The organism is Aestuariibius insulae (assembly GCF_040783535.2).
Taxonomy (GTDB): Bacteria; Pseudomonadota; Alphaproteobacteria; order Rhodobacterales; family Rhodobacteraceae; genus Aestuariibius; species Aestuariibius insulae.
Map to the genome: position 1 here is coordinate 258,947 of NZ_JBFONW020000004.1, position 20,985 is coordinate 279,931.

18 protein-coding genes and 1 riboswitch are annotated in these 20,985 nt (G+C 61.6%); of the genes, 11 read left to right on the forward strand and 7 right to left on the reverse strand.

Annotated elements, in window-relative coordinates; genetic code table 11:
- Positions 1–8 precede the first annotated feature (8 nt).
- The 4 genes from AAD018_RS12835 to AAD018_RS12850 all read left to right on the forward strand — a co-directional run bounded on the left by AAD018_RS12835 (position 9) and on the right by AAD018_RS12850 (position 4,424).
- On the forward strand, positions 9–2,903 hold the full coding sequence (locus tag AAD018_RS12835; RefSeq protein ID WP_367314483.1) for a helicase-related protein: 2,895 nt from the start codon (positions 9–11) through the stop codon (positions 2,901–2,903).
- On the forward strand, positions 2,900–3,292 hold the full coding sequence (locus AAD018_RS12840; protein ID WP_367314484.1) for an RNA-binding S4 domain-containing protein: 393 nt from the start codon (positions 2,900–2,902) through the stop codon (positions 3,290–3,292). The genes AAD018_RS12835 and AAD018_RS12840 overlap by 4 nt, the downstream gene beginning before the upstream one ends.
- 51 nt (positions 3,293–3,343) lie before the next feature.
- Entirely contained in the window at positions 3,344–3,679 is a 336-nt protein-coding gene (gene fdxA, locus AAD018_RS12845) for a ferredoxin FdxA (RefSeq protein WP_367314485.1), read from the forward strand.
- Positions 3,680–3,914: 235 nt separating this feature from the next.
- On the forward strand, positions 3,915–4,424 hold the full coding sequence (locus AAD018_RS12850) for a CarD family transcriptional regulator (protein WP_367314486.1): 510 nt from the start codon (positions 3,915–3,917) through the stop codon (positions 4,422–4,424).
- Positions 4,425–4,489: 65 nt separating this feature from the next.
- Here AAD018_RS12850 and purD read toward each other — a convergent pair whose 3' ends face one another.
- Positions 4,490–5,743, reverse strand: a complete 1,254-nt coding sequence (gene purD, locus AAD018_RS12855; RefSeq protein WP_367314487.1) for a phosphoribosylamine--glycine ligase — start codon at positions 5,741–5,743, stop codon at positions 4,490–4,492.
- Between the two features lie 70 nt (positions 5,744–5,813).
- On the opposite strand from purD, the gene xseA reads away from it, so the two are divergent.
- The gene (gene xseA / locus AAD018_RS12860) at positions 5,814–7,352 is read left to right on the forward strand and encodes an exodeoxyribonuclease VII large subunit (protein WP_367314488.1); all 1,539 of its coding nucleotides are present in this window, start codon (positions 5,814–5,816) and stop codon (positions 7,350–7,352) included.
- Positions 7,353–7,358: 6 nt separating this feature from the next.
- Here the strand turns inward: xseA and AAD018_RS12865 are convergent, their stop codons facing one another.
- The gene (locus AAD018_RS12865) at positions 7,359–7,766 is read right to left on the reverse strand and encodes a hypothetical protein (protein WP_367314489.1); all 408 of its coding nucleotides are present in this window, start codon (positions 7,764–7,766) and stop codon (positions 7,359–7,361) included.
- A 159-nt stretch (positions 7,767–7,925) separates the two neighbouring features.
- Between AAD018_RS12865 and AAD018_RS12870 the strand changes: the two genes are divergently transcribed.
- The 4 genes from AAD018_RS12870 to AAD018_RS12885 all read left to right on the forward strand — a co-directional run bounded on the left by AAD018_RS12870 (position 7,926) and on the right by AAD018_RS12885 (position 12,341).
- Positions 7,926–9,620, forward strand: a complete 1,695-nt coding sequence (locus tag AAD018_RS12870; protein ID WP_367314490.1) for an NAD(P)H-dependent oxidoreductase subunit E — start codon at positions 7,926–7,928, stop codon at positions 9,618–9,620.
- Between the two features lie 79 nt (positions 9,621–9,699).
- Entirely contained in the window at positions 9,700–10,779 is a 1,080-nt protein-coding gene (gene ftsY / locus AAD018_RS12875; protein WP_367314491.1) for a signal recognition particle-docking protein FtsY, read from the forward strand.
- 53 nt (positions 10,780–10,832) lie between these two features.
- The gene (locus AAD018_RS12880) at positions 10,833–11,735 is read left to right on the forward strand and encodes an EamA family transporter (protein ID WP_367314492.1); all 903 of its coding nucleotides are present in this window, start codon (positions 10,833–10,835) and stop codon (positions 11,733–11,735) included.
- Positions 11,736–12,341, forward strand: a complete 606-nt coding sequence (locus tag AAD018_RS12885) for an inner membrane-spanning protein YciB (RefSeq protein WP_367314493.1) — start codon at positions 11,736–11,738, stop codon at positions 12,339–12,341. It abuts the gene before it with no gap.
- Positions 12,342–12,344: 3 nt separating this feature from the next.
- On the opposite strand, the gene AAD018_RS12890 is transcribed toward AAD018_RS12885, so the two are convergent.
- The 3 genes from AAD018_RS12890 to AAD018_RS12900 form a co-directional block, all read right to left on the reverse strand.
- Positions 12,345–12,674 carry a PilZ domain-containing protein gene (locus AAD018_RS12890; RefSeq protein WP_367314494.1) on the reverse strand — a complete coding sequence of 110 codons (330 nt, stop codon included), beginning with the start codon at positions 12,672–12,674 and terminating at the stop codon, positions 12,345–12,347.
- 66 nt (positions 12,675–12,740) lie between these two features.
- Positions 12,741–13,442, reverse strand: a complete 702-nt coding sequence (locus AAD018_RS12895; protein WP_367314495.1) for a glutathione S-transferase N-terminal domain-containing protein — start codon at positions 13,440–13,442, stop codon at positions 12,741–12,743.
- Positions 13,443–13,469: 27 nt separating this feature from the next.
- A complete protein-coding gene (locus AAD018_RS12900; RefSeq protein WP_367314496.1) occupies positions 13,470–14,378 on the reverse strand; it encodes an alpha/beta hydrolase in 909 nt (302 codons plus the stop codon).
- Positions 14,379–14,500: 122 nt separating this feature from the next.
- Positions 14,501–14,578: riboswitch (SAM riboswitch) on the forward strand.
- A 56-nt stretch (positions 14,579–14,634) separates the two neighbouring features.
- On the opposite strand from AAD018_RS12900, the gene metZ reads away from it, so the two are divergent.
- Positions 14,635–15,804, forward strand: coding sequence for an O-succinylhomoserine sulfhydrylase (gene metZ, locus AAD018_RS12905; RefSeq protein ID WP_367314497.1), 1,170 nt, complete (start codon positions 14,635–14,637; stop codon positions 15,802–15,804).
- Positions 15,805–15,896: 92 nt separating this feature from the next.
- On the forward strand, positions 15,897–17,000 hold the full coding sequence (gene folE2, locus AAD018_RS12910) for a GTP cyclohydrolase FolE2 (RefSeq protein WP_367314498.1): 1,104 nt from the start codon (positions 15,897–15,899) through the stop codon (positions 16,998–17,000).
- Positions 17,001–17,212: 212 nt separating this feature from the next.
- Here folE2 and ptsP read toward each other — a convergent pair whose 3' ends face one another.
- Entirely contained in the window at positions 17,213–19,456 is a 2,244-nt protein-coding gene (gene ptsP / locus AAD018_RS12915) for a phosphoenolpyruvate--protein phosphotransferase (RefSeq protein ID WP_367314499.1), read from the reverse strand.
- 125 nt (positions 19,457–19,581) lie between these two features.
- Positions 19,582–20,763, reverse strand: a complete 1,182-nt coding sequence (locus AAD018_RS12920; RefSeq protein ID WP_367314500.1) for a BaiN/RdsA family NAD(P)/FAD-dependent oxidoreductase — start codon at positions 20,761–20,763, stop codon at positions 19,582–19,584.
- Positions 20,764–20,985 lie beyond the last annotated feature (222 nt).

Here is a 20,985-nt window from a genome sequence, read left to right on the forward strand (position 1 = left end):
GGACCCTCATGACAGCACAGATCACGGCCGTTCTCGGCCCGACCAACACCGGCAAAACGCATTACGCGATCGAGCGTATGCTGGCCTATCCGACCGGCATCATTGGCCTACCGCTGCGGCTTCTGGCGCGCGAGGTCTATGATCGGATCGTGGCTGTGCGCGGCCCGTCGGTCGTCGCTCTGATCACCGGCGAAGAGCGGATCGTGCCGGAGCGGGCCGCCTATTGGGTCTGCACGGTCGAGGCGATGCCCGAGGGAATGGGCTGCGATTTTCTGGCCATTGACGAGATCCAGCTCTGTGCCGATCCCGAGCGGGGGCATGTATTTACCGACCGGCTGCTGAATGCGCGGGGGCATAAAGAAACGTTGTTTCTGGGCGCCTCGACAATGCGCAGCGCGATTGCTGCAATGGTGCCGAAGGTGCATTTCATGGGCCGCGAGCGGCTGAGCACGCTGAGTTACAGCGGGTCCAAGAAGGTCTCTCGCCTGCGGCCGCGGTCGGCGATTGTCGGGTTTTCGGTCGATAATGTTTACGCCATCGCCGAACTTCTGCGGCGCCAGAAGGGCGGGGCTGCCGTGGTAATGGGTGCGCTGAGCCCGCGGACGCGCAATGCGCAGGTCGATCTCTATCAGAACGGGGATGTCGATTACCTCGTGGCGACGGATGCGATCGGGATGGGGCTGAACCTCGATATTGATCACGTCGCGTTCTCCAGTCTGACGAAATTCGACGGGCGCCGCATGCGGCCCCTGATGCCCAACGAGCTGGCGCAGATCGCGGGCCGGGCGGGCCGGGGGATGAGCAACGGGACCTTCGGCGTGACCGGCGAAGTGACCGAGATGGATCCCGGCGTGGTGGAGGCGATCACGAGCCACAGCTTTGCCCCCGTGCGCAAACTGCAATGGCGGAACGGCGATCTGCGGTTCGGATCGGTTGGTGTTTTGATCGCCTCGCTAGAGGAGCGCACGGACGACGAGTGGCTGACGCGCGTGCGTGAAAGCGACGATCTGGCCGCGCTCAAGACGCTGGCGCAAGAGGCCGAGGTGATGGCGCGGGCCTCTGATGTTCGGTCTGTGCGGCTGCTTTGGGATGTCTGCCGCGTGCCTGATTTTCGGGGGATCAGCGCAAGCGAACATGCCGGTTTGCTGAGTGACATCCATGGGTTCCTGCATCAGCACGGGCAGGTGCCCGATGATTGGATGGCCCGCCAGGTCAAGCGGATCGACCGGTCCGACGGGGATATCGACACGCTCTCCAAGCGGCTGGCATATATCCGCACATGGACCTATGTCGCGCAGCGGAAGGGCTGGACGCGCGATGAAATGCATTGGCGCGGCGAGACTCGGGCGGTAGAAGACCGCCTATCGGATGCCCTTCACGGGGCATTGACCCAAAGATTCGTGGATCGCCGGACCAGCGTTTTGCTCCGGCGGCTCAAACAGAAGGAGCGCCTCATGGCCGAGGTGAACGATAAGGGCGAAGTGACTGTCGAAGGGCAGTTTGTCGGAAAGCTGGACGGGTTCCGGTTCCGGCAGGACAGCGCATCCAGCCCGGACGAGGCCAAGACGCTGCGCGCCGCGTCGCTTGCCGCTATTGTCCCGCAGATGCATCTGCGGGCGGACCGGTTCTATAATGCGCCCGATACCGAGATCGACTTTACCGAGCAGGGCGGCCTGATGTGGGGAGAGATGGCGGTCGGCAAGCTGGTTGCGGGCTCTGAACCGCTCAAGCCGCAGATCGCCGCCTTTGTCGATGACGAGGCGGGGGCCGAGATCGCCGAAAAGGTGAAGCGGCGGCTACAGCATTTCATCGACCGCAAGATCGCAACGCTGTTCGAGCCGCTGTTGGCGATGTCCAAGGACGAGACGCTGACAGGTCTTGCACGCGGCTTTGCCTTCCGGATGGTCGAGGCGATGGGGATCCTGCCGCGCGCTGACGTGGCCTCGGAGGTGAAGGCGCTGGAGCAGGATGCCCGCGCGGCCTTGCGCAAGCATGGCGTGCGGTTCGGGCAGTTCACGATCTTTCAGCCGCTTCTGCTGAAGCCCGCACCGGTTCGGCTGCGGTTGGTGCTGTGGTCGCTGGCGAAGGAGTTGCAGGAATTCCCCGAGAGCCCTCCGCCCGGGTTGGTGACGGTACCTGTGACCGAAGGTTTGCCGTCCGGGTATTGGACCGTTGCGGGCTATCGCGCGGCGGGCGACCGGGCGATCCGGATCGACATGCTGGAGCGGCTTGCCGATCTGATCCGGGGGCAAGACACGCGCGGCGGTTTCGAGGCCAATCCCGATATGCTCTCGATCACCGGAATGACGCTCGAGCAGTTTTCGAAGCTGATGGAAGGCCTTGGCTACAAGGCCGAGAAGAGCGAACGGCTGAAGGTGAAAGCGGCGCAAGGTGATCCGGAACGGCCCGGTCCGTCCGATGAGACACAGCCGCCGGCGCCGGAGGAAACACCGGTCGAAACGCCTGATGCGCCGCCGCTTTCACCGCCGGTGGAGGATCCACAACCGGAGATTCCAACCGAAATCTCTAAAAGCGTGCCGGACATGCCACCAGATGCGCTGACGATGTCGGCAGCTACGGCTCAGCCTGAGACGGCCACCCCTGTTTCCCCTGATGTGGATGCCGAGGGCGAAAGTGCAGCAAGTGCCATGCCGGACACTAAGGCAGAACCTGAGATGGAGGTGTTCTACACCTTCACCTGGGCCGGCAACCGGCCTTCGCGGCAAGGGCAGCGGCCCAAGCAGGGAGGCAAGCCTAAGCCGCAGGGCAGAGGCGGGCCGCGTGGAAAAGGGAAGGCCGATCAAAAGGCAAAGACCTTCGCCGCCAAACCGGCACGGCGCGAGAAGCAGATCGATCCCGACAATCCCTTTGCGGCTGCCTTGCAAGGCTTCAAGCCCGAGTGACGGGCGATCCGGCGCCGACCATTCGGGTGGACAAATGGTTGTGGCATGCCCGGTTTTTCAAAACGCGCAGCATCGCCACCCGGCTGGTCAGCGAAGGGCGGTTGCGCGTCGATGGCACGCCGATTTCGAAACCGGCGCGGATGGTCGGGCCGGGCATGGTCCTTACGTTCCCGCAAGGGCGTGCCGTTCGGGTCGTACGCATTCTGGCAATCGGAGAACGTCGCGGCCCCGCTGCTGAAGCGCAGGAATTGTATGAGGATCTGAGCCCGCCGCCCCCGCCCCGGAGCGATCCAAACCCATCTTTCGACGGCAAGGGACGCCCGGGCAAGAAGGAACGCCGCTACATAATCCGTCATCGTCGCGATACCGGCTCGGGTGATCTTGATTAGGGCGGTCTTTATGCGTAGGTCGCTATGGGGTCCGACAATCGGGAAGGCATTATGACCTATATCGTCAACGACAGCTGCATCGCCTGCAAATACACCGATTGCGTCGAGGTATGCCCGGTCGACTGTTTCTACGAAGGCGAGAACATGCTCGTCATTCATCCCGACGAGTGCATCGATTGCGGCGTCTGCGAGCCGGAGTGCCCAGCCGATGCGATCCGCCCCGATACAGAGCCGGATATGGAGAAGTGGGTCGAGTTCAACCGCAAGTATTCAGAGATTTGGCCGGTGATCATCACCAAGAAGGATCCGCTTCCGACCGCCGAGGAGATGGACGGCAAGGAAGGCAAGATGGAGCTCTTCTCAGAAGCCGCAGGCGAGGGCGGCTGATTCGGGCCTGAACGGTACTTGAAAACAACGTCCCGCTTCTCTCCAACGGACATTGGTATTTGGCAGTGTATCGCACCGTAGCGAAGAAGCCATTTCTGTGCTATAAGGCGCTCAATGCTGTCCACCATTTGAATAGACATTGCGACATCTGGGCCGACGGAGATGCGTCTCCGCCGGTTTTCTGTCGCTTGATGTCAAGGTGTGACTGCCGAGATGACCGAGGAGAAAGACCGGTATGACTAAATCGAAGAAAAGAGACTTTAGCCCAGACGAGTTTGTCGTCTACCCAGCGCATGGCGTCGGCAAGATCGTCTCGATCGAAGAGCAGGAAGTGGCCGGGATTACACTGGAGCTGTTCGTGATCTCGTTCGAGAAGGACAAGATGACGTTGCGCGTACCGACGCACAAGGCGACCGAAGTGGGAATGCGCTCACTCAGCTCGCCTGATGTGGTGTCCGCCGCAATGAAGACGCTGCGCGGCAAAGCCAAGGTCAAAAAGGCGATGTGGTCCCGCCGGGCGCAGGAATACGAACAGAAGATCAATTCTGGCGATCTGATCGCCATCGCAGAAGTTGTGCGCGATTTGCATCGGGCCGACGATCAGCGAGAACAAAGCTATTCGGAGCGTCAGCTTTACGAGGCTGCGCTGGAGCGTCTTACGCGTGAGATTGCAGCCGTGGGCAACGGGGACGAGACCGATGCCGCAAAGGAAATCGGTGACGTTCTAATCAGCCGCGCCGCGTAAGCTGCTGCATCCTTGATAGGACAACGCCGCGCCTTGGATAAGGTGCGGCGTGTTCGTTTGTGGTGTCACGACAAGGCGCGCCAGCCGATATCGGTGCGGAAGCGTCCTTCGGGCCAGTCGATGCGCCGGGCCAGATCATAGGCCGCATCGCGGGCCTCTTGCAGGGAAGCGCCGCGGGCTGTGGCGGTCAGGACGCGGCCGCCTGTTGCGAGGGTGGTGCCGTCTTCGAGGGCGGTGCCTGCATGGAAAACCATTCGGTCGCTGGTCTGCGGAAGGCTAGGCAAGCCATCGATCCGGCTACCTATTTCATAGGCGCCGGGATACCCGTTGGCCGCTAGAACGACGCAGAGGGCATGATCGTCGGCCCAGTTGACGCGCGCCTCCTCCAGACGTCCTTCGGCACAGGCTTGCATCAGGTCGAGCGCCTGTGCGCCCAGCCGCATCATCAGAACCTGAGCTTCCGGGTCGCCGAAGCGGACGTTGTATTCAATAAGCTTAGGCGCGCCGTTCTCGATCATGAGTCCCGCGTAGAGAATCCCTTCAAACGGTGTGCCGCGCTGCACCATTTCGCGAAGGGTGGGGCGGATGATCTCGTCCATGGCGCGCGCGGTGACCGTATCTGTCACGACCGGTGCGGGGGAATAGGCGCCCATGCCGCCGGTATTGGGGCCGAGGTCGCCGTCGAAGGCGCGTTTGTGATCCTGCGCCGTGCCCAGCGGCAAAGCGTTTTCGCCTTGGCAAAGCACGAAGAACGAGGCCTCTTCTCCAGTCAGCATCTCCTCGATAACGCAGGAGGCGCCCGCCTCAGCGAAAAGGGCGTCGACGGCGTCATGGGCAGCCAGCGCGGTTTCGGCGACGGTCACACCCTTTCCGGCGGCCAGACCATCGGCCTTGACGACGATGGGTGCGCCGACCTCGTCGATATAGGCATGCGCTGCATCCGATGCATCAAAGCGCGCCCAAGCCGCTGTCGGAACCGAGGCGGCATCGCAGATCTCTTTTGTGAACGCCTTGGATCCTTCAAGTCGGGCGGCTGCAGCTGTCGGGCCAAAAACCGGGATGCCCGCCGCTTTTAGCCCGCCGGCGACGCCCGCAACCAGCGGAGCCTCGGGTCCGACGAGGACCAAATTGATGTCCTCGCCCTGAGCGAACTTTGTGATCTGCTTGCCGTCTTCGATGTTCAGATCGATCGCTTCCGCAATGCCGGCGGTTCCGCCGTTACCGGGCGCTATGAACAACCGGTCGCATTTCGGGTTCTGCCGAACAGCCCAAGCCATCGCGTGTTCGCGGCCACCGCCGCCCAGGATCAGGATGTTCATGCGCTCTCGCCTTGGCCTTGCCTAAGCCGCGTTCTAGGGTGAGCAGAAGCGCCAGGCAAGGAGCGGCGACATGGATCTTATCGATGACGGGCAGGCCGGGAACGCGCCGGAATTTACGGTTAGCGAGCTTTCGGGGGCAGTCAAACGAGTTGTGGAGGGCGAGTTCTCTTTCGTCCGGGTGCGCGGCGAGGTCGGGCGCGTCTCCCGTCCTCGGTCGGGGCATCTGTATCTGGATCTGAAGGATGACCGGTCGGTGATAGCGGGCGTGATTTGGAAAGGACGTGCCCAAGCGCTCGCGACGCAACCCGAAGAGGGGATGGAGGTCGTCGCGACGGGACGGCTGACGACGTTTCCGGGCCAGTCCAAGTACCAGATCGTCATCGAAGAGATTGCGCCGGCGGGTGTTGGCGCCCTTATGGCGATGCTGGAAAAGCGCAAGGCAATGCTTGCCGCCGAGGGGCTCTTTGAGCAAAGCCGTAAGCGCCCCTTACCCTACCTACCCGAGGTGATCGGGGTCGTGACCTCGCCGTCGGGCGCTGTCATCCGCGATATCCTGCATCGTCTGCGCGACCGGTTTCCGCGCAAGGTTCTGGTCTGGCCGGTCGCGGTGCAGGGACAGGCCTGCGCGCCGGATGTCACGCGGGCTATCCACGGCTTCAATGCGCTCAGCGAAGGAGGAGCGCTTCCCCGTCCGGATCTTCTGATCGTGGCGCGCGGCGGCGGATCGCTCGAGGATCTGTGGGGCTTCAACGAGGAAAGCGTGGTCAGGGCTGCTGCGGAGAGCGATATCCCCCTGATCTCGGCGGTCGGTCACGAGACAGATACGACACTGATCGATTTCGTTTCGGATAGGCGCGCCCCGACGCCAACAGCGGCGGCGGAGCTCGCTGTGCCAGTTCGACTTGAGTTGCTGACCTGGATCGGGGAGCAGGAAACGCGGCTGTCGCGCGCGGTAACTGCAGCGATTACACAAAGGCGCCAGCGGCTGCGGGATCTGACCCGCGCCCTGCCGCGCAGTGATGCGCTGACGCAAAGTGCCCGGCAACGGCTTGATCTTTGGGAGACGAGGCTGCCCGATGCGCTGCGCCGGACCGCGCAGGTGCGCCGGATCAGACTGGGCGAGGTAGCAGGCTCTCTCAGACCCGGGCTGCTGCGACGCGGGATCGAATCGGACCGGCAGCGCCTGATAGATCGGGACCGACGTTTGACACCCGCCTTGTCTCGCCGGATCGCTATGGATCGCGAGCGGCTCGCCCGCCGCTCGGATGGTTTGAAGGTCCATGAGATCCTTAAAGATCTGAACCGATTGCAAATGAAGCTTTTGGAGTTGGAGCGCCGTCTTTCCGAAGGATCTGCCAGAGTGATCGCGGATCGGTCGGCTCGTCTTGAGGCGCTTGTGCGCCTTCACGAGACGTTGGGCTATCGCGCAACGCTCGAGCGCGGATATGCTGTTGTACGAGACGGGGATGCTGTTCTGACCCGAAAGGCGCAGGCTGAGACGGCGCAGCATTTGGAGATCGAGTTCGCCGATGGACGCCTGCCACTTAACGGGAAGCCGAAAAAAGCATCTCGCAAACCACCGCCCCCAGAGCAGGGTACTCTGCTCTAGACCCCGTCAGACCCCTACATTTGGCCCAAGACACAAAAGCGGTTCAGTCGTTTCCTGCGCCGTGTAGCCGGTCACGTTCGGCACGGTGTTTCGGAATGTCGCCCGCAAGCCGTCGCCATCGCGAAAGAACGCCCAGCATTGGTCAACAAGCCCATCTTCGTAGGAAAAGCAAATATCACCTTCTTGTTCGTACCAGACACCTTCCATGCAGTCCTGTTGCTCTTGTCCCGCGATAAAGGACCAGCGCACCCGTTTGTTCGAGCGGTACTGCTCCGCGCCAAAAAGGACCCCATCGCGATAAAAGTTCAGAGTCTTGCCTTCGGTGAAGGCTCCGAATTCTTCGGCTGATAAAGGTGTTTCCGCTGCGGCAGGAAGCGCAATAGCGAAGGCGAGGGCGGCTATGGCATGTCTCATTCGGTCTTTATGACAAGCTGTCCGCCATGTGGCCAGTCTCAACGCCAAGCAAAGCAGCTTCCTGCTTGGCCTTTGCGTTTCGGATCGTCATCCGGTCGTTTTTGGCGTGGTCGTGCCCAGAGGGACCAGTAGAGTGCCAGCAGCCATGCGGAGGACACTATGGCGCTTGACGGCGAAAAGCAGAGCAAGGGCGTTTGGAAATCGGGGCGGGGCAAAGGACGGCACCGACCCAAGGGACGAGCGCTGAATCATCAGGCGCATCTTGATATATGCGATCTGCTTCAGGATAGTCCCCGCCGCGCTGATCTGCTGATCGAACATCTGCATTTGATCCAAGATCGGTTCGGGTATCTGTCGAGCCCACATCTAAAGGCTTTGGCCGAAGAAATGCGGATGAGCGAGGCCGAAGTCTACGAGGTCGCATCGTTCTATGCGCATTTCGACATCGTAAAGGACGGAGAGACCCCGCCACCTGCATTGACCATCAGGGTCTGCGATAGTCTTTCCTGTCAGCTTGCCGGTGCGGATGCATTGAAAGCAGCGCTCGAGGCAGAGCTCGATCCCAAAGATGTCCGCGTCGTGCGCGCGCCCTGCATGGGTCGTTGCGACACCGCCCCAGTTTGCGAATTAGGTCACAATCACGTGGACTTTGCGACGACTGAGATGGTCCGCGACGCGATTGCCAATGCCCATATCCATACGCATGTTCCAAACTACCAGGACTTAGCTGCTTACCGCGCTGCGGGGGGGTATACAGCGCTTGAAGAGCTTCGACGCACTTGCAATTGGGAGGCTGTTCAAGACGCCGTCCTCGCCAGCGGTCTGCGCGGCCTTGGCGGTGCGGGGTTCCCCAGTGGACGAAAGTGGAGCTTTGTCAGGGAACATCCCGGACCAAGATATCTGGCAGTCAACGGCGATGAAGGCGAGCCGGGAACCTTCAAGGATCGCTATTACCTTGAGCGTGAGCCCCATCTCTTTCTCGAAGGTATGTTGATCGCCGGTGCGGCGATCGAAGCGAAGAGATGCTATATCTACATGCGGGACGAATATCCCGCGGTCCTGCAGATTCTCGCGCGCGAGATCGAGGCGCTCGAATCTGAAGGCCTAATTTCACAAGGCTTCATCGAGCTGCGAAGGGGTGCAGGCGCCTATATTTGCGGTGAAGAAAGCGCGATGATCGAGTCGATCGAAGGTAAGCGCGGCATCCCGCGTCACCGTCCACCTTATGTCGCCGAGGTCGGCCTTTTTGGCCAACCAACTTTGGTTCACAACGTAGAGACGCTTCATTGGGTGGCCCGCATTTGCCGGGAAGGTCCTGAGATCCTGTCCAGTGTCGAGCGCAACGGACGAACCGGTTTGCGCAGCTATTCGGTATCGGGTCGTGTCACCAATCCTGGCGTTCATCTCTTGCCCGCAGGATCCACGATTAAAGACGTGATCACGGCGGCTGGCGGAATGAAGGAAGGTCATATCTTTAAGGCCTATCAGCCGGGAGGTGCATCATCAGGGTTGCTTCCCGCGACGCTGGACGAAGTGCCTCTCGATTTCGACACGCTTCAGGCTCATGGCAGTTTCATTGGCTCGGCTGCGGTCGTTGTGCTGTCCGATCAGGACAGCATCCGTGCAGCTGCCCTGAACATGCTGCGCTTCTTCGAGGACGAAAGCTGCGGTCAATGCACACCGTGCCGGGTCGGTTGCGAGAAGGCGGTCAAGCTGATGCAGGCCGACCAGTGGGACCAACCTCTTCTGGAGGACCTTGCGAAAGTCATGCAGGATGCGTCGATCTGCGGTCTCGGGCAGGCGGCGGTCAATCCGTTCATGCATGTCATGCGATATTTTCCCGATGAAATCTGACCGTTGCTCCGCTCGGGCTTGAGAGCGGCCTCATGCGGGAGTAGGTGAAGCGGGTCCCTCAAGCCAAGGCGCGTGCTTCATGTCGTTTTTCGGAAAGCTCAAGGACCGGATGTTCAAATCCTCCTCGAAACTCGAGGAGGGGATCGAAGCTATCGTAGAAGAGGGCAGCGAAGTTCAGCGGACGCCGCCTCCGATGCCGATTCCGTCGCCCGAGCCGCTGCCTGAGATAGCGGTCGAGCCTGCCCCTGAGCCGGAGGTCGACAGTACTGAATCCGGCGGGTTGCTGGGCCGTCTTTTCGGACGGGCGGAGGATCAGTCCGCGCCGCGCCGAGTGTTCGACGATGCGATGCTTGAAAGCCTCGAGGAGGTGCTGATCCAGTCGGATATGGGGGTCGAGACTTCGTTGCGTGTTGCCGAAAATCTCGCGGAGGGGCGGTTCGGAAAGAAGGTCTCGACCCGCGAGATAAAGGGCGCTCTGGCCGCCGAGGTGGCCCGGATCATGGAGCCGGTGGCCAAACCGCTACCGATCTACGCCAAGCGTCCGCAGGTCGTTTTGGTCGTCGGCGTAAACGGATCTGGAAAGACGACAACAATCGGCAAACTGGCCAGCCAGTTCCGGGCCGCGGGCAAATCCGTAGTGATCGCCGCAGGCGACACATTTCGGGCCGCGGCGGTCGAGCAGTTGCAGGTTTGGGGAGAGCGGGCAGGCGTTCCTGTCATGACCGCGCCGGAAGGGTCGGACCCTGCGAGCCTTGCCTATGATGCGATGGCGATGGCGGAAAAGGACGGAGCTGATCTGCTGATGATCGACACGGCTGGGCGGCTTCAGAACCGGCAAGATCTGATGGAGGAGCTGGCAAAGATCGTTCGCGTGATCCGAAAGCGCGATCCCGAAGCGCCGCATAACACCTTGCTGGTGCTGGATGCGACGACAGGACAGAATGCGCTGGGACAAGTCGAGACGTTTCAAAAGCTGGCCGATGTTTCGGGGCTTGTGATGACAAAGCTTGACGGGACCGCGAAAGGCGGGGTTCTTGTCGCCCTCGCGGATCGGTTCGGGTTGCCTATCCATGCAATCGGAGTCGGCGAGCAAATCGATGATTTGTCGCCCTTTGATCCCGAGGAATTCGCAGCGGCTCTTGTGGGTGTCAGCCAGTAGTCTTTGATGAGTATTGTCAAGCAGATCGGGGCCTTCAGACTTGGCATGATTGGTTGACGGAGTGGCTGATCTCTCTTGAAGGAACCGATGGAGGTCATCGCCTCGCGATGGTTCTGGCTCTTCTGGCGGCGTTCCTGCATGCGATCTTCGGAGCTCTCCAGAAGGGGCGGCATGATCCTTGGCTGAGCCGGGGTGCCATCGATGCGAGCTATTGCCTGATGGCGGCCCCCTTTGCGCTTTTCGTGGTGCCTTGGCCAGGCGATCATATGTGGCCGATCTTCGCGGTCGTGTTCGTCATCCATGTGGGTTACAAGCTGCTGCAGGGGTTCGCCTATTCGAAAGGGGCCTATACGGTCGTCTATCCCGTGGTGCGCGGGACCGGGCCGCTTTTCACTGTGATCGGGGCGAGCCTTCTTTTCGCTGAAACGTTCATGCTGGTCCAATGGCTGGGCGTGGCGGTGCTGCTTGCGGGGATCTTCGGGCTTGCAGGCTACAATCTCGCACATGCGACGGTGCCCATCCGGCAGCTTCAGACTGCCCTTGGACTGGCTTTCCTGACGGGGCTCTTCGTCGCGCTCTATACGACAATCGATGCCTATGGCATCCGTGCGGCGGCAAATCCCTTTACCTTCCTGGCATGGTTCTTTTTTCTCGACGGCTTGTGGATGCCTGTCGTGGCGGCGCTTCGCTGGCGGCGGATGGAGAACCCACCGGCGCTTGGACCATTGATGGCCCGGGGCGTTCTAGGCGGATTGATCGCCTTCGGATCATTTGGCGCCGTTATGATGGCGACACGGCTTGACAGTGTGGGAGAAGCGGCTGTTCTACGCGAGACGTCGACGATCTTTGCCGCGCTGATTGGGTGGCTTATTCTGGGGGAGACCGTCGGGCCGCGACGGGCAGGGCTGATGGGGTTGATTGCGATAGGTGCGGTCATCGTGGAATTTGGGGGCTAGATGGCAAAGAGAGACGTAAATCCGTTTGTAAAACAAGTGCTTGAGCTGGGGCCGACGGTCGCGTTCTTCATCCTTTACATGAGGATCCGGGACGAGAACTTTGCTTTTGGCGGTGTGGATTACTCGGGGTTTATCGTAGCGACCCTGGCTTCTGTACCAATCCTGCTCGTTGCGATGGGGGTACTTTGGTACCTGACAGGCGAGCTGAGCCGAATGCAGATTTTCACTGCGTTCATGGTCATTTTTTTCGGCGGGCTGACGGCGTGGTTCAATGACGAGCGCTTCTTCAAGATGAAGACATCCATCGTTTACGGATGTCTGGCTACGATCCTCGGGATCGGCCTGCTGAGAGGAAAGAGCCCTTTGGCCTGGGTGATGGGCGAGATGCTCGCCATGTCAGAGGAGGGATGGATGATTCTGACGCGCCGGTTGGCTGTGTTCTTTGTCGTGCTTGCCGCCGCGAACGAGTTTGTCTGGCGCACCATGTCCGAAGAAACCTGGGTCAAGATCGAGACCTTCGGTTTTCCCGCGGCACTTTTCGTTTTCATCTGGCTGCAAATCGTTTCCCTGCAAAAATACATGCCGGAAGAGGAAACGACGGAGTAGGGATCACCCGATCTCCTGGAAACTGTGAACCTTGCGAACCTTGCGGCTTGTGGTGCGAACAGCCCTTGGCTTTCGGATCGCGTCGAACTGACGAAGGTCCAGCATATCCTTGAACGCGATACCGGTCACTTCGCCTGTCTGCCACATCACGGTGGCCTTCACGTCGCGGTGAAGGATCTTAAGCGATACCTCGTCTCCCTGCTTCTGTAGGGGCAGACCTGCGACACGCGCCCCTTTGCGCGTCACATTCAGGATTTGTGCGCTTGTCGCTCCAGCCGAGGTGTTGACGGCGACGTCGAAGCGGCAAGGCAGTCGGCGATCACGGAAATTCATCATGGCCTCCAGAGTCAGGTTGTCCTGATCCCTAGAGGCTTGAGATTAAAATAATCTTAGCAGAACTCAGCTTTTGTTTCCGAATAGAACGGATTGTGCCTTTCGATCGGTCTGGATGTCGCCTCTTTTGTCAGCCGCGACCGCGCGACCCTTCTGAACGCCATCGCGTGCACCGACCTGGTCAAGCCACCGGGCCATATGTGGTTTGTCATCGAGTGTTTGCTGCTGGCCTTCCCACAGGGAGGCCCAGGGCCAGATCGCCATATCCGCAATGGTGAACTCGGATCCGGCAACATAGCTGGTTTCGGCCAGTTGGCGGTCGAGAACGCCGTAAAGGCGCGCCGTCTCGTTGCGGTAGCGGTCCTTGGCGTAGGGAAGATCGTTCGGCGGATCCATCGCGGGCGCGTATTTCAAAAAATGATGCGCCTGACCGGCCATGGGGCCAAGCCCGCCCATCTGCCACATGAGCCACTGGTCGACCGCGATGCGATCCCGCTCTGTCGCGCCGCCGAATTGGCCGGTCTTGCGAGCGAGATATTGCAGGATTGCGCCGGATTCGAAGATTGAGATCGGCTTCTCATCCGGGCCCTCCGGATCGACGATGGCCGGCATCCGGTTGTTCGGCGCGATCTTGAGGAAATCCGGGGCGAACTGATCGCCGTTACCGATATCGATGAGATGCAGGTTGTAGGGGAGCCCCATCTCTTCGAGCGCGATGGAGATTTTCCAGCCGTTTGGTGTGGGCCAATAATATAGATCGATCGCCATGGAGCCTCCCTGGGGTCTAGTTGCCCGTCAGGATGGCGTCTTTGGCGCAAAGGGCAAGGGCAGGGCGCGCGGGGGCGCTAGAAGGCGCGTCCAGCGGCGGCGTTGTCTTTCGGGCAATGCGGCGCGCAGGGCCGAGAAAGGGAGTTGCTCGGGCCGCCGCAGGAGCGCCTGATAGAACGGGAAGAGACCTGGACGCAGATAGGTGGACCAGTGGCAGATCCGGCGCGCGACAGGAGCGATGGGGAACCCGAAGCCGCGCAGGGCGGTGATGCTCTCGGGCTGATCGATCTCGATATCGAGCCAGTTCGGACGGGGATCTCTCAGCCCATGCCCCAAGGTCCGCCGCCAGATCCGAAGCGGAGACAGCCACCGCTCGGTCACAAGATCGAAAAAGTCGTTCTCGCGGGTCGTGATGTTGATCACTTCGGCAGTGCGTCCCGCCGGGGTTTCCATCGCCGCCGCGGCTCGATCGCGGAACTCGGCACCGGTCAGCAGAATGATGCGGTGAACGTCACCCGGCTGGAGTTGGTGCAGGGCCGAAAGAGCGACCCGCGCTCCCAGAGAATGGGCAAAGATATGGATGGGTCTGGTTGGCTCGGCTGCCTTGAGGGCCGAGATCTCGCGAGCAAGATGAAGGCCTGCCTCTCCGGCGTGGCGATAGGCTTGGCCCAGCGTTCCGCGGGCGTGCCAGGCGAAGGCGAGCGCGGTGCCTTCCGATGTCTGCCGTCCGAAGCCCAGTCTGCGCGGCCAGCTGACGATCCGGTTGCAGCTACGTTGCGGCGCGACGGAGAGGAGGAGATCATGCGGGCAGGCCTGTGGATGATCCGGTGCATATTTGTAGCCGTGGATCATCACAATGACGGGACCGGTGGTGCTGGCCGACTGCGCGGCGTTGCCGATTTCCGCGCTGCTTGCGTTGATCTTGATAAGGGTCATCGTCCTCACCACCACATCTTGATGGCGCCTTAGGCTTCGGATGTTTCGGCAACGTGACGGAGACGTTTCAAGGAGATGACAACGGCCCGCGCGTTGCTTGACCGTGAGGCCTGGCAGCGGTAGGCGGGACTCGTGGCGATTTGTTACCGGATTGCGGGCCACGTTAAACATGCCGCTAAAGAGGTGCAGGGTCAGCCCCGGTGCCTTTGTCGGTCCGGGGTTTTTTTTGTGGGCGGGTGCCTTCAGGGAGAAGAACATGACCGAGTGGTCCAGCCGCACCAAGGCGGTTCATGCCGGGATCCGGCGCAGTCAGTACGGCGAGGTGAGCGAGGCGATCTATCTGACACAGGGCTTCGTCTATGACACACCCGAAGCTGCCGAGGCGCGGTTTCTCGAGACAGGGCAGGATGAGTTCATCTATGCGCGCTACGGCAACCCTACGGTCGCTATGTTCGAGGACCGGATCGCGGCAATCGAAGGGGCTGAGGACGGGTTTGCGACGGCGAGCGGCATGGCGGCGGTCAGCGGGGCGCTGACCTCGATGCTGAAGGCGGGGGATCACGTGGTGTCGGCGCGGGCGCTTTTCGGGTCGTGCCTTTATATCCTCGAGGAGGTGCTGACGCGCTACGGGGTCGAGGTGACCTTTGTCGACGGGACCGATCTGGCTGAGTGGGAGACGGCGATCCGGCCGGGGACCAAGGCGGTTTTCTTTGAAAGCGTCTCGAACCCTGTTCTTGAAGTCATTGATATCGAAGCAGTTTCAAAGCTAGCCCATGCGGTTGGGGCGCTGGTTCTGGTCGACAACGTCTTTGCCACTCCGGTCTATTCGCGGGCCATCGAGCAGGGCGCGGATGTGGTGATCTATTCGGCGACCAAGCATATCGACGGGCAGGGCCGGGCGCTGGGCGGTATTATTCTTGGGACGCAGGAGTTCATTCGCAAAACGGTGGAGCCTTACCTCAAGCATACCGGGGCGGCGATGAGCCCCTTCACCGCCTGGATGATGCTCAAGGGGCTTGAGACGATGGATCTGCGGGTCCGGGCGCAGGCTGAGACGGCACTGGCGGTGGCTTCGGCGCTGGGTGATGACGGAGAAAAGGTGATTTATCCGGGGCTTAGCGGGCATCCGCAGCACGCGCTCGCCATGGAGCAAATGGGGGCGGGCGGCACGGTTCTGGCGGTCGATCTGGGGTCCAAGGAGCGGGCCTTTGACGCGCTCAACGGGATGGAGATCTTTACGATTTCTAACAATCTGGGCGATGCAAAAAGCATCGTGACGCATCCCGCGACGACCACGCATCAGCGCCTTCCGGATGAACAGAAGGATATGCTGGGCATCACGCCCGGGTTGATCCGGGTCAGTTGCGGTCTGGAAAGCGCGGAGGATCTAATCGCTGACTTTCGCGGGGCTTTGAAACGCAGCTGACACCGAAAAGGTTGCATAATTCTTAAGCTGCCGTTGGAAATCGGCGTTGCACGGGCCATATGTGAAGCCTTGTCCATCGGACGGAGGACACGATGAACCTTATTTCCCGAGACTTTGACCGCGAACCCGATCGCGAGGCCGCCGAACAGGCCTTGGCGTTGCTTCGGCAATGGGCGGGGGCTGCGACGGCGGAGGAAGTGGCGGATCTAGATCCGTTGGTTGCGCGGCTTTTGCCGGGGCAGGAGGTGTCGAATTATCCAGCTTTGGCGCGGACCTATCCGGCTGATTTCGAGGTCGACGCGGCCTATAAAGCGTCCTTGCCGGACCTGCAGAATGGGCCGTCGTCGCTGATCCGGGGGGCGAAGCAGGCGATCCAACATGTTGGAATCAGTAACTTTCGTCTGCCGATCCGCTTTCATACGCGGGAGGGGAATGAACTGACGCTCGAGACCAGCGTGACCGGGACGGTGAGCCTGGAGGCCGAGAAGAAGGGCATCAACATGAGCCGGATCATGCGGACCTTCTACCGGCGGGCGGAGGAGACGTTTAGTTTCGAGGTGATCGAGGCGGCACTGGACGACTACAAGACGGACCTTGAGAGCTTTGACGCGCGCATTCAGATGCGGCTCTCTTTTCCGATTAAAGTCAGCAGCTTACGGTCGGGTCTTGAAGGGTATCAATACTACGATATAGCGCTTGAAGTCGTTGATCTGGCAGGGGAGCGGAAGAAGATCGTTCACCTCGATTACGTTTATTCGTCGACCTGTCCCTGTTCGCTGGAATTGAGCGAGCATGCGCGGCAGGTTCGGGGGCAGTTGGCGACGCCGCATTCGCAGAGATCGGTCGCACGGATTTCGGTGCAAGTGGATGAAAAAGCTGGATGTTTGTGGTTCGAGGATCTGGTGGAGCTGTGCCGGACAGCGGTGCCGACTGAGACGCAAGTGATGGTCAAGCGCGAGGACGAGCAGGCCTTTGCGGAGCTGAATGCCGCCAATCCGATCTTTGTCGAGGACGCGGCGCGGTTATTCTATCAAGAACTGCTCGCAGATCAACGGGTTGTGGATTTCCGGGTGATCGCGAGCCATCAGGAGAGCCTGCATTCGCATGACGCCGTGAGCGTTCTGACGGAAGGCGATACCTTCGCGTCAGAAAGCATGGATCCGAAGCTGTTTTCGAGTTTGATTGCAGTTGGTTAGGCGACGGACCTAAAGTTCGCGTTCCGTCCGGCTGACCTTAATAGGTTAACGCCCTGATCGGCGCTGAAATGGGCTTTCGGTATCCGGTCGGTATTACGTCGGTATTTGGTCGGTGAGTCGCGAGGGCCTGTGCGGGTTAACGAGCCGCGCGATCATCGCTGGGGGCAACGAGCGGAAACAATGGCGGTGCGATAGTGTCGAGTGTTTACGAGCTATTTGACGGTCTTCAGCCACTCCGCCATTGCACCTCGCACGCTCATGTCACCTCGGGTGCGGGCCTCGTCGATGACGGCCTTGGCCTCATCGAGATTGACGCGGCGCAGGAGGTGCTTGACCGGGCCGATGGAGGCGGGGCGCATCGAGAGGGCGCGCAGGCCCATGGCAGCGAAACAGACGGCTTCGATCGGGCGGCCCGCGTCCTCTCCGCAAAAGGAGAGCGGGGTGTCTGTGGCGCGGCAGCGTTCGACCACCATTTCCAGATAGCTGAGGAAGGACACGTTCAGCGTGTCGTAGCGGCGGCGGACCCGTTCGTTTTCCCGGTCGGCGGCGAAGAAGAACTGTTTGAGATCGTTGCCGCCGATGGAGAGGAACCCGACTTCCTCGAAGAACTTCTCGGGCGCAAAACCCAGCGACGGGGTTTCGAGCATCGCGCCCACTTTGACCTCGGACGGCAGGACATGGCCGAGGATGCGCTCGCGTTCGATCGCCTTGTCGAGCTCGGCGCGGGCGGCGGTGTATTCCTCGTATTGGGCGATGAAAGGGAACATCACCGTGAGCGGGCCGCCATCGGCCGCGCGGATCAGGGCCTGTAGCTGCATTCTCAGAACGCCCGGCTTGTCGAGGCCGACGCGGATCGCGCGCCAGCCCAAGGCCGGGTTCGGTTCGTCCTGCGGCTTCATATAGGGCAGGACCTTGTCGGAGCCGATATCGAGCGTGCGGAAGACGACGCGCTTGTCGCCCGCCGCCTTGAGGACGCGCTTGTAGATGTCCACAAGCTCGGTGCGGGTGGGCATCTGGTTGCGGACGAGGAACTGAAGCTCGGTCCGGAAGAGGCCCACGCCCTCGGCGCCCGAGCCGACGAGCGAGGGCAGATCGGCGATCAGGCCGGCATTCATCTCGAGCCGGACAACGGAGCCGCATTTTGCCTCGGCCGGCTTGTCGCGCAGCGAGGCGTAACGTTCCTGCGCGCGGGCCTGCATGGCGATCTTGTCGCGAAAGGCGCCCTGAACGGTATCGTCGGGGCGCAGGTGGACGATGCCCTGATCGCCATCGACGAGAATCGGATCGTTGTTGAGTGCTTCGCTCAGCACCCCTTTGGCGTTGATGACGAGGGGGATCGCCCAGGCGCGGGCGACGATAGCCGCATGCGAGCCGACGGAGCCTTCCTCCAGCACGATGCCGCGCAGGGTCTTGCCGTAATCCAGCAGCTCTCCGGGGCCGATATTGCGAGCGACGAGGACAGGATTGGACGGCATTTCGGCGCCGGTTTCCTGCCCCTGACCGGTCAGGATGCGTAGCAGGCGGTTGGACAGATCGTCCAGATCGTGGAGCCTTTCGCGCAGATAGCCGTCGCCGGCCTGCTCCATCCGGGCGCGGGCGAGGGATTGTTCCTTTTCGACGGCGGCTTCGGCGGAGAGGCCGCTTTTGACGTCGTCCTCCATCCGGCGCAGCCAGGAGCGGGAATTGGCGAACATGCGATAGGCCTCGAGAACGGCGGCCTGTTCGCCGGTGCCGAGCGTGCCCGACAGCATCTGGTCGACGGAGACGCGAAGCTCGTCGACGGCTTCGTTGAGGCGGGCGAGTTCCTGGGCCTCGTCGCCCGCGAAGGGATTGGTGACGACAACGCGGGGTTCGTGCAGGAAGACGCAGCCTTCAACCGCGCCTTCCTGGGCGGAGACGCCGCGCAAGAGGGCAGGCTGCTGGTGGCGCACAAGCATGCCGTGATCGCCGCCGGTAAAGGCGCCCAGTTCGGTCATCTCGGCGAGAACCATCGCCGTCACCTCGAGCGCGTAGACCTCGTCGGGGGTGAACTGGCGGGCTTCCTTCGATTGGACGACGAGCACGCCGAGCGATTCCCCAAGTCGCTGGATCGGGATGCCGAGGAAGGAGGAGAAACGTTCCTCCCCGGTCTCGGGCATGTAGCGGAAGCCCTTGTGGGACGGGGCGTCGGCGGTATTGATGACGGTTTTCTGGCGCGCGACGCGGCCGACAAGGCCTTCGCCGAGGCGCATGCGGGTCTGGTGGACCGCTTCGGGGGCAAGGCCGCGCGTGGCGCAAAGCTCGAGCGTTTCTTCGTCGCGGAACAGGTAGATCGAGCACACCTCGGTGGTCATCGAGCTTGCGATGAGATCGACGATCCTGTCGAGCCGCGCCTGACCGCTGCCCGAGCCGTCGGCCATGGCATCGCGCAAGCGGCCCAGAAGGGCGCGGCTCGATGTCTCGGCGCGGTGCGGCATGGTGGTGGGTCCCCCGGTCAGGCCCCGGAGTGACGGGGCGCGGTCTTCGGCTTACAGCCTGTGCGAGACCGGCGCAACGACGGGAATGTTAACGGAGGGTGACAGGGGGCGGGGCCATTTGCCGGTCAGGCGGCGGTCTGCGCGATGGCCTGCCCGGCGGCCCAGCCGGAGGACCAGGCCCATTGGAAGTTGTAGCCGCCGAGCCAGCCGGTGACATCCACGGCTTCGCCGATCATGTAAAGGCCCGGGACGGTCTTTGATTGCAGGGTTTTCGAGGAAATCCCGTCGGTGTTGATACCGCCCAGCGTGACTTCGGCGGTGCGGTAGCCTTCGGTCGCGGTGGGGGTGACCTTCCAGGCGGCGAGGGCGGCGGCCAGATCGTCGAGACCAGCATCGGGCTGGTCGGCGACGTTGCCTGTCAGTGCCAGTTCGGAGGCGAGGTGATCGACGAGGCGTTGGGGCAGGTGGCGGGCAAGCGCGGTGGTCAGGGCCTTGCGTCCGTAAGACTTTTTCTGAGCCTTTAGATCGACAGCCAGATCCGTATCGGGAAGAAGATCGATCCACAGCGGCGCTCCGTCCGTCCAGTAGGAGGAGGCTTGCAGGATGGCGGGCCCGGAGAGGCCCCGGTGGGTGAAGAGGACGGCCTCTTCGAAAGGGGCGCAGGTTTCGGTCCAGACGCGGGCGGGGGCTGCAGTTCCGGCGAGCGGCTTGAAGCGGTCTTCGACGGTGAGCGGGACGAGGGCGGGACGCGTCTGGGTGACGGCGTGGCCGAACTGGCGGGCGATGCGGTAGGCGAAATCGGTGGCGCCCATCTTGGGGATGGACTTGCCGCCGGTGGCGAGGACAATGTGTTGCGGAGTGATCGTCCGGCGCTTGCCGTGGGTTTCGAGTGTGACGCGAAAGCCGGTCTCGGTCTTTGCGATGTCGAGGGCGGAGGTCTGGAGCTGAAGGGTGGCGTCTGCCTTCTCCATCTCGGCCAGCAGCATCGCGATGATGTCGCGGGCGGAGCGGTCGCAGAAGAGCTGTCCGAGGGTCTTTTCGTGCCAGGCGATCTGGTGGGCCTGGACGAGGTCCAGAAAGTCCCACTGCGTGTAGCGCGAGAGCGCGGATTTGGCGAAATGCGGGTTCTGCGAGAGAAAGTTGTCGGGCGCCGTATGCATGTTCGTGAAGTTGCATCGCCCGCCACCGGAGATGCGGATCTTCTCTCCGGCTGCCTTGGCGTGGTCGATCACGAGCGTGTCCGGCCCGGCATGGGCCGCGCACATCAGGCCCGCCGCGCCTGCGCCGATGATGAGGGTTCGCGTCATGGAACGGGAGGTGGCAGAGCGGGCGGTTCAGGGCAAGGTGGCAGGTTCGGGTCGTGACATTTGGAACCGGCCTGACCGTGCGGATGTAAAGGGCGGTGTGAAGATCTGCGCATCCATGTCGACGAGGCTGCGCGGATGTTTGCTTTGGACCCGGGAGACAGTCTTGAAGGGGCCGGACCGAGTTTGGCGATCCACGTAAACCACAGGATAACTCAGGCGATT